The organism is Flavobacterium laiguense, from assembly GCF_003097655.1.
In the GTDB taxonomy this organism is placed as follows: Bacteria; Bacteroidota; Bacteroidia; order Flavobacteriales; family Flavobacteriaceae; genus Flavobacterium; species Flavobacterium laiguense.
Window position 1 is genome coordinate 57567 of the sequence record NZ_QCZH01000007.1, and the last position, 17051, is coordinate 74617.

At 34.3% G+C, this 17051-nt stretch carries 11 protein-coding genes; 10 read left to right on the plus strand and 1 reads right to left on the minus strand.

Annotated elements, in window-relative coordinates; genetic code table 11:
* Window position 1 precedes the first annotated feature (1 nt).
* From DB891_RS08475 to DB891_RS17760, 10 genes are all read left to right on the plus strand, one after another.
* Entirely contained in the window at window positions 2–688 is a 687-nt protein-coding gene (locus DB891_RS08475; protein WP_116762504.1) for a glycoside hydrolase family 78 protein, read from the plus strand.
* A gap of 256 nt (window positions 689–944) precedes the next feature.
* Window positions 945–3746, plus strand: coding sequence for a triple tyrosine motif-containing protein (locus DB891_RS08480; protein WP_223256073.1), 2802 nt, complete (start codon window positions 945–947; stop codon window positions 3744–3746).
* 243 nt (window positions 3747–3989) lie between these two features.
* The gene (locus DB891_RS08485; protein WP_116762508.1) at window positions 3990–7034 is read left to right on the plus strand and encodes a SusC/RagA family TonB-linked outer membrane protein; all 3045 of its coding nucleotides are present in this window, start codon (window positions 3990–3992) and stop codon (window positions 7032–7034) included.
* Between the two features lie 10 nt (window positions 7035–7044).
* Window positions 7045–8523, plus strand: a complete 1479-nt coding sequence (locus DB891_RS08490; RefSeq protein ID WP_116762510.1) for a RagB/SusD family nutrient uptake outer membrane protein — start codon at window positions 7045–7047, stop codon at window positions 8521–8523.
* A gap of 102 nt (window positions 8524–8625) precedes the next feature.
* Window positions 8626–10254, plus strand: coding sequence for a hypothetical protein (locus DB891_RS08495; protein ID WP_116762701.1), 1629 nt, complete (start codon window positions 8626–8628; stop codon window positions 10252–10254).
* A gap of 12 nt (window positions 10255–10266) precedes the next feature.
* Complete coding sequence (locus DB891_RS08500) at window positions 10267–11931, plus strand: family 16 glycosylhydrolase (protein WP_116762512.1); 1665 nt, start codon at window positions 10267–10269, stop codon at window positions 11929–11931.
* Between the two features lie 73 nt (window positions 11932–12004).
* Window positions 12005–14293, plus strand: a complete 2289-nt coding sequence (gene bglX, locus DB891_RS08505; RefSeq protein ID WP_116762514.1) for a beta-glucosidase BglX — start codon at window positions 12005–12007, stop codon at window positions 14291–14293.
* 6 nt (window positions 14294–14299) lie between these two features.
* Window positions 14300–15055: a glycoside hydrolase family 16 protein gene (locus tag DB891_RS08510; protein ID WP_116762516.1), complete on the plus strand. Its 756-nt coding sequence runs from the start codon at window positions 14300–14302 to the stop codon at window positions 15053–15055.
* Between the two features lie 368 nt (window positions 15056–15423).
* Window positions 15424–16008 carry an RNA polymerase sigma factor gene (locus DB891_RS08515; protein ID WP_116762518.1) on the plus strand — a complete coding sequence of 195 codons (585 nt, stop codon included), beginning with the start codon at window positions 15424–15426 and terminating at the stop codon, window positions 16006–16008.
* 52 nt (window positions 16009–16060) lie between these two features.
* Window positions 16061–16204: a hypothetical protein gene (locus DB891_RS17760; RefSeq protein ID WP_223256074.1), complete on the plus strand. Its 144-nt coding sequence runs from the start codon at window positions 16061–16063 to the stop codon at window positions 16202–16204.
* Window positions 16205–16317: 113 nt separating this feature from the next.
* On the opposite strand, the gene DB891_RS08520 is transcribed toward DB891_RS17760, so the two are convergent.
* Window positions 16318–16968: an endonuclease III domain-containing protein gene (locus DB891_RS08520; protein ID WP_116762703.1), complete on the minus strand. Its 651-nt coding sequence runs from the start codon at window positions 16966–16968 to the stop codon at window positions 16318–16320.
* Window positions 16969–17051 lie beyond the last annotated feature (83 nt).

Here is a 17051-nt window from a genome sequence, read left to right on the forward strand (position 1 = left end):
GATGAAAAAGTTTTTATATCTATCAATCGCCAGCGCCTTTCTAATCTCTTGCGGAAATGAAGATGCGCCTGCAGAGTCACCAAATGTAGCACCTACAACGCCAACATTAGTTTCTCCTGCAAACAATAAATTGTGTGCCAATAACGCCGTGAGTTTTCAATGGAATTCGGCTATTGATTCTAATAATGATCCAATAATTTATAAAATTCAAGTGTCGAAGGATAAAGATTTTTCGCATATTGTAATGACGGCTGATAATTCTGCAACCTATCAAAATTTTACTTTAGAAAAAGCTACAGCTTACTATTGGAGAGTAAAATCTACGGATAATGAAAATCTGTCTAGTAGTTATTCAACTGTTTTTAGTTTTTATACATCTGGAGATGGTGTGGTCAATTATTTGCCTTTCTCACCAGATCTTGTGTCGCCAGAATTAAATTCTGTTTTGAATGCAACTACTGCAAAACTAGAATGGACTGCAAAAGATGTAGACACAAAAGACAAACTAGTTTATGATGTCTATTTTGGAACAGCCAATCCACCAACAGAAAAAGTAGGTGCAAATCAAGCTACTTCAACTCTTGATGTCAGTATTATTGCTTCTAAAGAATATTTTTGGAAAGTTGTAGTCAAAGATGACAAGGGAGGAGAAACGATTGGTAAGACCTGGAGGTTTAGAACAAATTAAAGATTCTTTTAATTAAAAATCATTGTGTTATAAAGAGCGTCTCGGAAATCCGGGGCGCTTTTTGTTTTTATGAATATTTAAATAGTTTTGCTTTAATAAATACCGAGCATAAGATGCGAAATTTGGTTTTTTAGCCTATTTTTGTTTAGTGATTTGTGTTTTTTAATAATTTAGTTAGTGCCGAATTATTATTATTTAACCTGTACTAATGATTTGTTTTTCATTAGTATCTTCTAATCTAAATACCATATCTTCTTTGAAAACAAAAACTACCTTTCTGTTATTTTTTATATTGTCAATAGCTTTTTCGCAAGAGCTTCCCCCAATAATTAAATATTCTCCAAACCTTTATGGAGCAGGAAATCAAAACTGGATGATATCGCAATCCCCTAATAAATATGTGTTTTTTGCTAATAATGAAGGGTTGTTAGAATTTAATGGGGCACATTGGCAATTGTATCCTTCCCCAAATGAAACTATTATTCGATCTGTAAAAGTGATAAATAACCGTATTTATACTGGTTGCTACATGGAATTTGGTTTTTGGACGCGACAGACCAACGGAAAGCTTAATTACACTTCACTTAGTAAAACCTTAAAAAACAAAATACTCAATGACGAACAGTTTTGGAATATCCTTAATTATGATCAATGGGTTATTTTTCAATCTCTGAACCGTATTTATATTTATGATTCCAAGACCGGAGTTTTCAAAATAATTACGCCCAAAAGTAATATATCCAAATCTTATGGTACTTCGGCTTCTATTTATTTTCAAACTATAAATGAAGGGTTATTTGAATTAGAAAGAGGGAAAGCACATTTAGTTTCGAATAATCCCATTTTAATAAAAAATAGGATTATTAATGTTTTTGCTATAAATGAAGGATTGCTTGTCCAAACTCAATTAAATGGATTCTATAAAGTAGGGGGTAATTCAGTTTCAAAATTCACTACTGAAGCGGATTCTCAAATAGAAACAAGTAGTGTGTACAGTAGTATAATTCTATCGGATGGAAGTTATGTAGTGGGAACAGTTTCAAATGGCGTTTTCATTTTGAGTAAAGAAGGAAAGTTGAAATACCATATTTCTCAAAATAAAGGTTTAAGTAATAATACTGCCTTGTCTCTGTTTGAAGATTTGGATAACAATATATGGGTGGGACTGGACAATGGTGTCAATTGTATTAATTTGCAATCACCAATTCAGAGTTATACGGATGATACTGGAGTTTTGGGTACAGTTTATACATCAATCTTGTTTGATGGGGAACTGTATGTAGGTACTAATCAAGGTTTGTTTTATAAAAATTACAATAGTAAGGAAGGGTTTAAATTTATAAATGGAACCAAAGGGCAAGTATGGTCATTGTTTGAAAACAAAGGAACACTTTTTTGTGGGCATGATTCAGGGACTTTTATAATTGAAAATGCAGTTGCTAGAAATATTTTTTCTAAATCTGGAACTTGGAAATTTGAAAAAGTACCTCAGCACGAAAACCTCTTGATGCAAGGTAATTATTATGGGATTTCTGTTTTAGAGAAAATAAATAATCAGTGGGTTTTTAGAAATAAAATAAAAGGATTTGACTATTCTTCCCGTTATTTTGAAATAACCAATTCATATGAAGTATACGTAAGTCATGAATACAAAGGGGTTTTTCGATTTCAATTAGACAAAGAGTTAACGAAAACAAATAAATTTATTACTTATACCTCTCCAACAAAAGGAAAAAATGCCAGTTTAACACAATTTAATAATGACATTTATTATGCCAATAAAGAGGGGATTTTTAAATTGAATCCTAAAACAAAACAATTTGAAAAAGATAATTTGCTAAGTTCAGTTTTTGAAAAAGACGAATACACCTCGGGTAAATTGATTGTAGATAATTCGAATAAGATTTGGCTATTTTCCAAGAATTATATTCATTATTTTTCTTTGAGTAAAATGAGTAATCAACTCAAAAAAAACATAATACCAATTCCTGCTTCCTTGACGAATTCGATGTTGGGTTTTGAAAATATTACTCAAATTTCCAATTCTACCTATCTAATAGGAACTACAGATGGTTTTTATACTATGAATTTAAACGATTTGAGTTTTAAAAATTATGTTGTTTCAATAACTGCTGTATCTGTTAGCAAACAAAATGAGAAACCAATATATGGAAATTTAATTGAGGAAGGGGCTTTTGATTATGATACTAATAATTTTGCTTTTGGTTATACTGTGCCCGAGTATAATAAATACATTAATGCCGAGTATCAATATTCTTTGAAAGGCTTTCAAGAGGATTGGAGTGAATGGAGTACCAAAACGACAGTGAGTTTTAAAAACCTTTCTCCAGGAGAATATACTTTCAAAGTGAGAGCTAAGTTTGCCAATAACACTTTGCAAAATAGTGCGGTATATCATTTTACAGTGACAAAACCTTGGTATAGTACTAATTTTGCTGTATTTATTTACTTTGTCTTATTTTTGATAATGGCTCATTTTGTCAATAAAGCCTACTTGGATTATTATAGAAATCAGAGAGAAAAACTGATTGAAGAAAATAATTTATTGCTGGAAATACAAGAATTAGAGAATGAACAACAGCTTATGAAATTGAAGAATGCGAAGCTTTCTCTCGATATGGATTCCAAAAATAGGGAGTTGGCTGTTTCAACGATGAGCTTAAATAGTAAGAACGAACTGTTGGCTTTTATAAAAGAAGACTTGAAAAAAACGAATGAAAATGGAAACTCAAATATAAAATCGGTAATAAGTACTATTAATAAAAATATTACCGAGGAGGATTCTTGGAGTGTCTTTAAAGAAGCTTTCGATAATGCAGATAAAGACTTTTTGAAAAGAATAAAACTCGTACATCCAACCCTTACTCCAAACGATTTGCGACTCTGTGCTTATCTAAGATTGAATCTTTCCTCCAAGGAAGTGGCGCCTTTATTTAATATATCAGTCCGTAGTGTAGAGATTAAAAGATATCGTTTGCGTAAAAAAATGGATTTATCACATGATCAAGGGCTTGTAGAGTATATCATGGAAGTATAGGTCACTATTTTTTTAAAAAAATCACCACAACATTACCACAACATTAACATGATAGTTGTGGTTTTTTTATGGGGTAGTGCGAAATAAATATTTTTGTATTCTCTTGTTATAAGGGGGTTGAGTGAGATATTCGTAATAAAGTGCGATTATTTTTTAATTGTATGTTTTTTGTTGAGGTTGTTTTTGTCGATTTCTTAGTCCTTCTTGATAAGTTTGTTATTCACTAACTAAAACATTTGAATTATGAAGTCAAATCATTTATTAATTATCTTTTTGCTTTTTTCTATTTTTGGATTTGCCCAAAAGAAGGATGTCGCAGGAACAGTAAAAGAACGAAGTACAGGCTTACCCTTATATGGTGTAAATATCTCGGACAAGAATTCTGGGAGTACAACTTCTACCGATTTTGATGGTAAATTTTTACTCAAAGGAATTTCGCCAGGAACTACTCTAGTTTTTACTTATGTAGGTTTTAAATCTAAAGAATATAAATTAGCAGCAGAGGATTCGAATATTGTTATCCTATTAGATGACGAAGCTAAAACATTGAATGAAGTTGTTGTAATTGGATACGGAAGTGTAAAGAAAAAACAAGTAACAGGAGCTGTGAGTGTAGTAAGTAGTAAAACTATAGAAACACTTAGACCTGTTAAAATTGAACAAGCTTTACAGGGAACAGTTTCAGGTGTAAATGTAACTACTGTAGGTGGCGCTCCAGGTGCTGATATCAGTGTTCGTATTCGTGGTATTTCTACCAATGGTGAAAACAAACCAATAGCTATTATAGATGGATATCAAGGTGAATTGGGTCTTTTAAGTCCAAATGATATTGAATCACTGACTGTTTTAAAAGATGCACAAGCGGCTATTTATGGAACGATTGGGGCTAATGGAATTATTCTGGTTACAACCAAAACTGGAAAAAGAAATTCTAAGGCTAAAATTTCTTTCAATTCTTCAACCGGAATTCAAGAAACTAGTAGAACCTTACCTATTTTGAGTGCTACTGAATATGCTTTGTTGTTAAACGAAAGCTACGCCAATGGAGGAAAAGTATTGCCTTATCCAAATGTTTCAGGATTAGGGGAAGGTACCAACTGGCAAAAAGAAATTTTTAATCCAGCACCAATCATTAATTATGATTTGTCTATTTCTGGTGGGTCTGAAAAAATTTCCTATGCAGTAAGTGCTTCTCACTTAACTCAAGACGGTATTATTGGTGGTGATAAATCAGGATTTGAAAGAAACACTGCCAGAATTTCATTAGGTGCAGATGTTACGGATAAATTAAAAATGAAAACAAATGCGATTTATACTCTTCAAAAAAGAAAAACCATAAACGATAACGGTTTAGGGTCTGTTTTATTCAACGCTTTGAATGTACCTTCTACTCTAAGTCCTTATGACAGTAATGGGGACTATACTTTGGTGCCAAGTACAGCAGGGTTGGGAATCGAAATCATCAATCCATTAGCGCAAATCGAAAATACGTACAATGAATATGAGCTTAGAAAACTGAATGGAAATTTTGGTCTGGATTATAAGTTTACAGATGCTTTTGTTTTGTCTGGTGCTTTAGGATTTAATACTCAAAACTCACAAGAAAGAATTTTTGCCAAGCAAATTTCTTATGGAGGAAAAGTTTTTGATGTAAACAGAAGTTCTGTCACTCAAAAGTCTACATTCGATAATAATTATTCCTTTGATACCTACGGTACTTACTCTAAGAAAATTGGAGAACATAATGTTGTTGGAACTCTTGGGATGACTGTTTTTAAAGAGTTTGGTAATCAACTTTCGGCTACTGGATTTGATGTCCCTTACAATTCATGGGATTATGCCGATATTAGTTTGGCCAATGGTTTGCCTACTACTGCTCCGAATTCTGCTTACACTTATGACGAAAGAAGATTGTCTTATTTTGCAAGAGCGCAATACGATTACAAAGGAAGATATCTTTTGTCAGCCATGTTAAGACGTGATTCTTCTACAAAATTTGGACCTAATAATAGAATCGCTTACTTTCCGTCGATGACTGCCGGTTGGATTGTTTCGGATGAAAAATTCTTTGGTGGTAATGAAGGAACTGTGAATTTCTTGAAATTAAGAGGAAGTTATGGAATTCTTGGTAACGATCAAATTCCAAACAATGGATACATTTCTCAATTAAATGGAGAAGCAACTTATGTTTTTGATGGTACTATAGTCAATGGTTTGGCTACAGGACAAACTCCGAATCCAAATTTAAAATGGGAACAGGCTCAAAAATTTGATGTAGGTCTTGATATGAAAATGTTTGATAACAAAATCAATATCGTAGCGGATTATTTCATTGATACCAGAGCGGATTTGTTAATTAAAGATATTCCTGTTTCGGGTATATTAGGGGCTGCTGCTCCTGGGGCAAAATCTCCAACCATCAATGCAGGAACCGTGAAGAATTCAGGTGTTGAGTTTGCTATAGATTATAAAAATACTTTTTCTAATAAACTTACTTTGAGTTTAGGGTATAATGTGACTTTCATTCAAAATGAAGTAACAGAAGTAAATAATGGAACTGGATTTATTGAAGGTGGTGCATTTGGTGTAGGACAACCTGCTCCTGCTAGAATGCAAGTCGGAAAACCAATTGGGTATTTCTTTGGGTACAAAACCAATGGTGTTTTTCAAAATCAAGCCGAAGTAGATGCCGCACCTTCTCAAGTAGCATTAGGTGCCGAAGCGCAAGCGGGTGATATTCGTTATGTAGATATCAATGGCGATGGAGTAATCAATACTTCGGATAGAACAGATATTGGTAGTCCAATAGCTGCAACAACTATGGGTTTCAATCTACAATTAGAATATAAAAACTTTGACTTTGTAGCGTATGCATTTGCCTCAGTAGGAAATGATATGGTTCGTAATTATGAAAGAACTTTGTCTGATGTCAATCACTTAGACTATGTTTTGGACAGATGGACAGGTGAGGGGACTAGTAATTCGGTTCCAAGAGTTACTACAAGCGCAACTTCCAATAATGTTTTTTCCGATTATTTTGTAGAAGATGCTTCTTTTGTACGTATTCAAAACATGCAATTAGGGTATAGTATAGATCCTACTTATTTAACAAAAGCGGGTATAACTAAATTTAGAATCTATACAGGGGTAAATAACCTATACACCTTTACAAAATACAAAGGGTATGACCCAGGTGCTTCAAGAGGAGACGCTATTGGAAGTGGAATCGATTATGGTTTCTACCCAATACCAAGAACGTATATGTTAGGTTTAAACGTTAATTTTTAATTAGTAAAAAATGAAAAAGTATATATTTATTACAGTTACAAGTATGGCGCTTTTCTCTGCTATTTTCGTTTCATGCAGCGATGATTTCATTGAGCGCGATATCGAATATTCTATAAATTCTGAGAATTTCTTTAATTCCAAAAGCGATTATGACAAAGCGCTAATTGCTGCTTATGATATGCTTCAATCCAGTTATATCAATGTTTTGATGGGGGAGATAGCTTCAGATAATACATTAGCAGGTGGAGAAAGTCCAACGGATGTTATCGGTTTTCAACAAATTGATGATATGACCCATACACCGGTAAATGATAACCTAAAAAATCTTTGGGATTGGATGTTTGCAGGTGTTCAAAGAGCAAATTATATTTTGGAGTTTAAAGACAAAACTGATTTTGAAGGAAAAACTCAAGTTATTGCCGAAACTCGTTTTTTAAGAGCCTATTATCATTTTGAATTGGTAAAATGGTTTGGTGGAATTCCGATGAATGGAGATAAAAGATTTGTTGCTGGAGACGAAACTGCTGTAAAACGTTCTTCTGTTCAAGAAGTATACGCTTCAATCGAAGCCGATTTGATTTATGCTTCTCAGAATTTATCACCTACAGCTTCGCAAACAGGAAGAGCTACCAAAGGGGCTGCTCTTGCATTATTAGGAAAAGCCTATTTGTTCCAAAATAAATTTCCCGAAGCCGCTGCTGCTTTAGAACAAGTAATTGTTTCTTCTAAATATTCTTTGGTATCAGACTACGCCTCTATTTTTGAAATGGCTGGTGAAAATGGGTCAGAGTCAATTTTTGAAGTTCAATATACAGATGTTGAAGGTGCTGGTTTTGGTTGTTTGCAATGTAGCGAAGGAAACGTAGCAGTAGGATTTAGCGGTGTAAGAAACTATACTGGACCAAAATACACTTCTGGTTTTAGTTTTAATGTACCTACAAAAGCAACCTATAATTCATTTGAAGTAGGGGATACTAGATTGAATGCTTCCTTGTTGGATATTGCAGCTTGGGCTGCTGACAATAATGCTACTTATGGTAAAGGAAATGAAGATACAGGATACTTTAATCAAAAATACTTGCCAAGAGTAAGAAATTCAAATTCGGCTGGGGATTTAAATTTAACCAATCCTAACAATTACAGAGCGATTCGTTATGCTGATGTTTTATTAATGGCAGCTGAAGCACTCAACAGAGGAGGATTAGATGATGCTAAAGCTTTAGGTTATTTAAACAAAGTAAGAGATCGTGGTTTTGGCGATACCAATCATAGATTATCTTCGGCTGGTCCTGCATTGACTGATGCTATTTTGAAAGAAAGAAGATCTGAATTTGTTGGAGAAGGATTTCGTTTCTTCGATTTAGTTCGTACCCAAAAAGCTGCCGCTGCTATTACTGGATTTGTAGCTGGAAAACATGAATTATTCCCTATTCCTTTGCAGGAAATACAATTCTCTAATGGAAATTGGAATCAAAACCCTGGATATTAAAAACTATTATTATGAAATGAGCATATCCTATAAATTGTCGTAAATGCCAATTATTATATGCGAATTACATTTGACCTTAGAAAAAACATTAAATATCAACAAATGAAAAAAATACATTTTATTATAAGTCTTTTTGTTTTAGCAATTACTTTAAGTTGCTCAGACGATAATACTACAGTTGACTTGGAATCTATCACAGCTCCAACCAACATCTCTGCGCTGACAACAGTAACACAGGACAATACTGGAAAAGTGACTTTCTTACCAAAAGGGGAAGGAGTTACTCAATATGAAATTTACTTTGGTGATGGAACAGCAACTCCAGCTATTGTAAACCCAGGTGCTACAGTTACTCATGTTTACAAAGAAGGTGTGTACCAATCCAAAATTGTTGGAATTACACTAGACGGTAAAAGAACTGAAGCGATCCAAGAAGTGATGGTTTCATTCAAAGCGCCTGAAAATTTGGTAGTAACAATTACAAATGATTTGGCAGTGTCCAAAAAAGTAACGGTTACTGCAAAAGCTGATTTTGCATTATTCTATGATGTGTATTTTGGCGAAGCAGGAAAACCAGATCCTATTTCTGCAAACAATGGGGAATCAGTTTCTTATACCTATCAAGCTGCAGGAGTTTATAAAATTCGTGTAGTATCCAAAAGTGCAGCTGTTAAAACAACAGAATATACTGAAGATTTTACAGTAACGCTTGTAAATAAACCATCTACTTCGGCTGCAACGCCACCAAATAGAGTTGCTAAGGATGTAATTTCTATTTATAGTTCAAAATACGCAGATGTTCCTGGGACAAATTATTTCCCAGATTGGGGACAAGGTGGTCAAGGTAGTAGTTGGGCCGAATTTGATTTGAACGGTGACAAAATGCTGAATTATATTAAATTGAGTTACCAAGGGATTGCATTGGCAGATGGTACAAGTGTTGATGTATCTGGAATGGAATTTATTCACATGGATGTTTGGACGGCTGATTTGCAAAAAATAGAAACTTCTTTAATTAGTAAATCAAATGGTGAAAAACCAGTTACTAAAGATCTAGTTGCCAATCAATGGAACAGTATTGATATTCCAATTTCGGCATTTACGAGTCAAGGATTAACAGTTGCTGATATTTTTCAATTGAAATTTGTTGGTACTCCTTGGGCTACAGGGTCTGTATTTATAGATAATATTTATTTCTATAAAGCGCCTTCTGCTGCTCAAACTATTCAATTGCCTCTTGATTTTGAATCCACTACATTGACATATGCTTGGGCCGGTTTTGGAGCTTCTGATTTTGGTCCTATTCCAGTTTCGGTTATCACAAATCCAGACAAGACAGGAGCCAATGTTTCGAACAAAGTAGTCAAAATCGAGAAACCATCAGGTGCTCAAGTATGGGCGGGTGCAAGTTTGAGTTTGGATGCAAAAGTAGATTTTACAAAAGGAACCAAAATTAAAGTGACTGTTTGGTCTCCAAAAGTTGGTGCCAAGATATTATACAAAATGGAAGATTCAAATTCTCCAAAAGACGGGAATGGTAATCCAACTATTAATGTAGAGGTAGAAGCAACTACAACGGTTAAAAATGCATGGGAAGTGTTGACCTTCGATCTTACTAGTGCAGCATCTTTCAATACCGCAAATCCCTATGATAGAGTGATTTTGTTTCCAGATTTTGGAGTAGCAGGAACGGGAACAATCTATTATTTTGATGACATTAAACAATTCTAAAATTAAAGGAACATGAAAAAAATAGTTTTAAATATAATAACCATTTTTAGTTTGCTACTAATGGTGAATTGTCAGGAAGATAATAATTCTTTCGGGGCATTAGACGCACCATCCAATTTTGCAATAACTGTAGATGTAATGGGCAAAACAGATCAAACTCCTTTTGGAGACGGTTCGGGTAAAGTAAAATTTATTACAACCGCAGATAATGCAGTTTCTTTCAAATATGTTTATGGTGATGGAATTGTTGATACTGCTCCAGGTGGAGTAGTTGAACATGCATTTACTTCTGTTGGAGTAAATACCTATACAGTAACCATAATTGCATCTGGAAAAGGTGGAGTAACCAGTAATACAACAGTAGATGTAAAAGTATTTAGTAATTTTAGTGATGCAAAATCAACACAATTACTTACAGGAGGATCTGCTACTGGAAAAAAATGGTATTTGGCTGCAAATGAAGCTGGACATCTTGGAGTTGGGCAAAATGATGGTGATGCTACCAAAAATTATTACCCTAATTATTATCAAGCAGGTCCTTTTGAAAAATCAACTACTTGTTTCTATGATGGCGATTATACTTTTGCTTTAGTAGGTGATAAAATTGAGTACACTCAAGATAATAAAGGAAATACATTCTTTCATAATTCTTACAAAAGTGTTGCTGGTGGAACAAATGGTGGTGATGATGCCTGTTTACCTTACAGCACAGCAGGTAAAAAAACGGTGGCATTAAGTCCTTCAACTTCTGTAGTTTCCAAAAACCCAGAAGCGGCCAAACAGACTGTAGGAACTGTAATAAATTTTTCTGAAGGTGGTTTTATGGGCTATTATGCTGGTGCAACACAATATGAAATTTTGTCTATTACAGAAAATAGAATGGTAGTGCGTTTTGTACAAGCCAATAATGCTGGTTTGGCTTGGTACCAAACATTTACGACTACGCGTCCAGTGAATGTTCCTCAGGATACTACTGAGTATACTACTTTGGATTGGGCAGATGAATTTAAAGTAAATGGTGCTCCAGATCCTACAAAATGGAAATATGATTTAGGAAATGGTAGTACTACACCAGCTGGTGCTGGATGGGGGAATGGTGAGAAACAAGACTATACTAATCTTGCCAAAAATGTATCTGTAGTGGATGGTGATTTCCTTAAAATAACAGCTATAAAAGAAGGTTCTGGTTATACTTCTGCCAGAATTAAAACGCAAGGACTTAAAGAGTTTACTTACGGAACTATCGAAATGAGAGCAAAAATGCCTGTTGGAGATGGAACTTGGGCTGCTTTCTGGTCATTAGGAACTGCGCCTGTAACTTGGCCTGGAAATGGTGAAATTGATTTTATGGAATGGATCGGTAATCGTCCTTTTCAAACTCAAGGAGCTTTACATTACCCTGGAAATTCAGGAGGTAGCGCAAAAGTAGGTGTTTCTTCGCTTCAAGATCCGTCTAGTTTCCATACCTATAAAACGATTTGGTCTCCTAAGACAATTCGTTTCTTTATTGACGGAACGTTGTTCTATACGTTTAGTAATTCAGATACTTCATTGCCGTTTCATAAAGATTTCTATATGATCCTTAATCTAGCAATGGGTGGATCTCTAGGAGGTGAAATTGATCCTGGATTTACAAGCTCATCGATGCTTGTAGATTATATAAAAGTGTATAAATAAATTTTTGAATTAGTAATTGGAAATAAGAAGATTGGATAGTATTCAATCTTCTTATTTTTTTAAAGAGTAAGTTATGATACAGATAATTAGAAAATCCTATTTATTTTTAGCTGCAGGATTATTGGGTGTGGGGTCTGTAAACGCTCAAATTGCTTCTAAAAACACCATTTCTTTAGATAAAAAAGTAGAAACACTTTTAAAAAAAATGACCCTTGAGGAGAAAGTCGGACAGCTTAATCAATACAATGGTTTTTGGGATGTAACAGGTCCAACTCCAAAAGAAGGTCTGGCGGCCAAGAAATATGAAGACCTCAAAAAAGGTTTGGTAGGTTCAATGCTGAATGTAAAAGGGGTAAAAGATGTTAGAGCCTTACAGAAAATAGCCGTCGAACAAACCCGATTGGGAATTCCGCTTATTTTTGGTTTTGATGTCATTCATGGATATAAAACGATTAGCCCTATACCATTAGCAGAATCAGCAAGTTGGGATTTGAACGCTATTCAAAAATCGGCTGCGATGGCTGCCGATGAAGCTTCTTCCGTAGGTATAAACTGGACTTTTGCGCCTATGATTGATGTGTCTCGTGATGCCCGTTGGGGACGTGTGATGGAAGGAGCGGGGGAAGACCCTTATTTAGGAAGCCGAATAGCCGAAGCTCGTGTCAAAGGTTTTCAAGGAGATTTAAGTTCCAATAAAAATATTTTGGCTTGTGCCAAACATTTTGCAGCCTATGCTTTTGCCGAATCGGGTAGAGATTACAATACGGTAGATGTGGGAGAATCAACGTTGCAGAATGTTATCTTCCCTCCTTTTAAAGCAGCTTTGGATGCAGGAGTTCGAACGTTCATGAATTCTTTTAATGAACTCGACGGAGTTCCTGCTACAGGAAATACCTATTTGCAACGACAAATTCTGAAAGGAGATTGGAAATTTCAAGGTTTTGTAGTTTCAGACTGGGGTTCTATTCAAGAAATGAAAGCCCATGGATATGCCAAAGACGACAAACAGGCTGCCGAAATCGCGATCAATGCAGGATCAGACATGGATATGGAATCAAGCGCTTATATTGATTATTTGGCTCAATTGGTTCAAGAAGGTAAAGTAAAAGAAACTACTGTTGATGATGCGGTGAAAAGAGTATTGAAAGTGAAATTTGAATTGGGTTTATTCGATAATCCATACAAATACTGTGATGAAGCTCGAGAGCTGGCAACCGTTGGAAAACCAGAATTTCAAACGGAAGTTTTGGACATGGCCAAGAAATCGATTGTCTTATTGAAAAACAATAAGGAGTTATTGCCCTTGAAAAAATCAGGTCAAAAAATTGCTTTGATCGGTGCGTTGGCAAATGATAAAACAAGTCCACTTGGAAGTTGGAGAATTGCAGCTGACGAGAATACTGCCGTTTCCGTTTTGGAAGGTTTGCAAGCGTATAAAGAAAATCAGTTAACGTATGTCAAAGGTGCCGATGTTGCTCTAGGTTCTCCAAAATTTGTTTTTGAAACAAAAATAAATACTACGGACAAATCAGGTTTTGCAGAAGCTTTGGCTGTCGCCAAAAATGCAGATGTTGTTGTGATGGTTTTAGGGGAATATGGTTTGCAATCAGGTGAAGGTAGGAGTAGAACCGATTTGGGTCTGCCTGGTGTTCAACAAGAATTGTTGGAAGCAGTTTATACAGTAAATAAAAATATTGTTTTGGTTTTGAATAACGGTCGTCCTTTGGCTATTCCTTGGGCAGACGAGTATATTCCTGCTATTGTTGAGGCATGGCAATTGGGTACCCAAAGCGGAAATGCCATCGCTCAAGTGCTTTATGGAGATTACAATCCAAGCGGAAAATTGCCTATGACTTTTCCTCGAAATGTGGCCCAAGTGCCTATTTATTATAACCATAAAAATACAGGTAGACCCGTAATGAATGAGCCGGAAAGTGTTTTTTGGTCGCATTACATTGATGAGAAAAACACCCCATTGTATCCTTTTGGTTATGGTTTGAGCTATTCGAAATTTGAGTATTCAGATTTGAAATTATCCTCTCCGTCTTTTTCAAAAAACGGCAAAATAGAAGTTTCCGTTTTAGTAAAAAATACTGGAAAAGTAGCCGGAAAAGAAGTAGTTCAATTGTATATTAGAGATTTGATCGCCAGTGTTACACGACCTGTTTTGGAATTAAAAGGATTTGAAATGATAGAATTGCAACCAAACGAAACCAAGAAAGTGACTTTTGCGATTAGCGAAAAAACAATTGAATTTTTCACTGCCAACTCGAAGTGGGAAGCCGAAGCAGGAGATTTTAAAGTCTTTATCGGCGGAAGTTCTGCAGAGACATTAAAAGGAGATTTTCAATTTATTAAATAAGATACAATGAATAAATTTATAATAATTCTGTTGTTAAGTGAGGTGGTACTTGGACAACAAACCAAACGTAAATTGGTTTGGGAAGAGAATTTCGACGGTAAAACTTTAAATGATAAAGTTTGGAATATAGAAATTGGAGATGGGTGTCCCAATTGTGGATGGGGAAATAATGAACGCCAATTGTATACCAATCAAAATCATAAATTAGAAGACGGTAATCTAATTATTACAGCCAAAAAGGAAGGTGATAAATATACATCTACTAGAATAAATACAAAAAGTAAAAAAGAGTTTCGATACGGTCGTTTAGAAGCTCGGGCAAAGTTACCCCTAGGTAATGGATTGTGGCCTGCTTTTTGGATGTTGGGTTCCAATTTTTTTGAAGCACGATGGCCAAAATGTGGTGAGATTGATATTTTAGAATACGTTGGACGTGAACCTCATACGGTTTTTACCACTTTGCATACACAAGACAGTTATGGAAATTCTATTAATACCAAGAAAACTCAGATACCCAATATTGAAGAAGGCTATCATCTTTATGCTATAGAATGGACTAAAGATAAAATCGATTTTTTTGTCGATACTGATTTGATTTATACTTTTCAACCAGAGATAAAAAACGAAAATACTTGGCCATATGATAAGCCGTTTTATTTTTTAATCAATCTGGCAATTGGTGGGAATTTCGGTGGCTCGGAGGTAGATGATACTGTTTTACCACAAGATTTTATAGTTGATTTTATCAAAGTATATCAATGAATTATTACAGACTAAGGAATTTTGAGATTTGTATTCCTATAAGTTTTTTCAAAATTTTGTAGGTCTAGTCTGTGTGTTATTTCTATTGATAAGTAATTTTGTAATTGAATATTTTATTAGCTTTTCAGTGTTTTGTTGTGTATAATATTGAAAAACAGTGATTTGTGTTTTTGTTTTTTTAATCTAATTTGTCAAAATATATAGGTTTGAATAGAAAAAATGATATTTATCATGTTTTTTTATTGTGTTATAAGATAAAATTGTGTTAAATTTGTGTCTCGTTTAATATACAAAAAAACTAAAGCCTATACAGCAAAACTACTTTTTAGAAATCCCCCCAAATCAAATTATATCTAAAAAGAAATGTTATGGCTAATATTCAAATATCAGACGCTTTATTGGTAAAGGATTATGTTTCCGGTGACGAAAGAGCATTGGCTACACTAATCAAAAGACATGAGTCTAAAATTTATGGTTTTATATATTCCAAAATTTCAGATAGAGATGTTTCAAATGATATCTTCCAAGATACATTTATTAAAGTGATAAAAACTTTAAAGACCAGTTCGTATAACGAAGAAGGTAAATTCTTGCCGTGGGTAATGCGAATTGCACACAATCTAATTATAGACCACTTTCGAAAAGCAAAAAAAATGCCCTTGTTTAGGGAAACCGAAGAGTTTTCTATTTTTTCAATTATGTCAGATGACTCTCTAACCATTGAAAATAAGATCATTGCAGAACAGGTGGAAATGGATATTAGAAAACTAATAGAAGGACTTCCTGCAGATCAAAAAGAGGTACTGACAATGCGAATGTATCAGGATATAAGTTTTAAAGAAATCTCTGAGTTAACTGGAGTGAGTATTAATACCGCTTTAGGTAGAATGCGATATGCATTGATGAATTTGAGAAAAATAATTGAGAAAAATCAAATTGTTTTGACGAATTGATAATAAATAGAGATTTCTTCCGTTGTAATATAAAATAAACATTTTTATACTTATGGAAAAGAATTACTCTAAAAAGTCAAAAATTACAAAAAAAATGAAACCAGATGCAGCAGTAGTTTCTTTTTTATTAAATTATTCTAAGGCATTAAAAATTGTCAAAATAGAAGGGCAGTTTTTTGAAATTATAGTCAATTAATTTTTCTTTCAGATTCTAAAGAAAGAATTTCAAGTTTTAGAAATGCTAGACTTGAATAATGAATTTCACTAATTTTTTTAAAAGATTAGTGAAATTTTTTATTTATACGAGACTCATTTTTTTGTATATTCATTCAAAACCGATTTTCTTCCAATCGTTTTGGTGATAATATCTTTCTCCAAATCCCAACCTCGCGCAGGCGAATACTCACGCCCGTACCAAATAATTTGCAGGTGTAAATCATTCCATATTTCCTCGGGAAAAATGCGTTTGGCATCTTTTTCGGTTTGTACCACGTTTTTTCCATTGGTTAAATTCCAGCGGTACATCAATCGGTGAATATGAGTATCTACCGGAAATGCAGGAACTCCAAAAGCTTGTGACATGACTACACTGGCAGTTTTGTGTCCCACCGCAGGCAATTCTTCCAAGTATTCAAAACTTTGAGGTACTTCGCCGTTGTGTTTGTCAATCAAAATATGAGACAATCCATATATTCCTTTCGATTTCATAGGCGATAATCCACATGGGCGAATAATTTCCTTAATCTCCTCCACCGACATTTTGACCATATCATACGGATTATCCGCTTTGGCAAAAAGGATAGGTGTGATTTGATTTACCCGTACATCCGTACATTGAGCCGAAAGCAAAACGGCAATCAGCAAAGTATAAGGATCTTTATGGTCTAGCGGAATAGGAATCGTAGGGTATAATTCTTTTAAGGTATTGATAACAAATGTTACACGTTCCTGTTTGGTCATTTTCATTAGATTTGAGATGTAAAGAAAAACTATTTCAATGGCAATTGCAATATCAAAATTCAATTGCAATATCAATTACAATG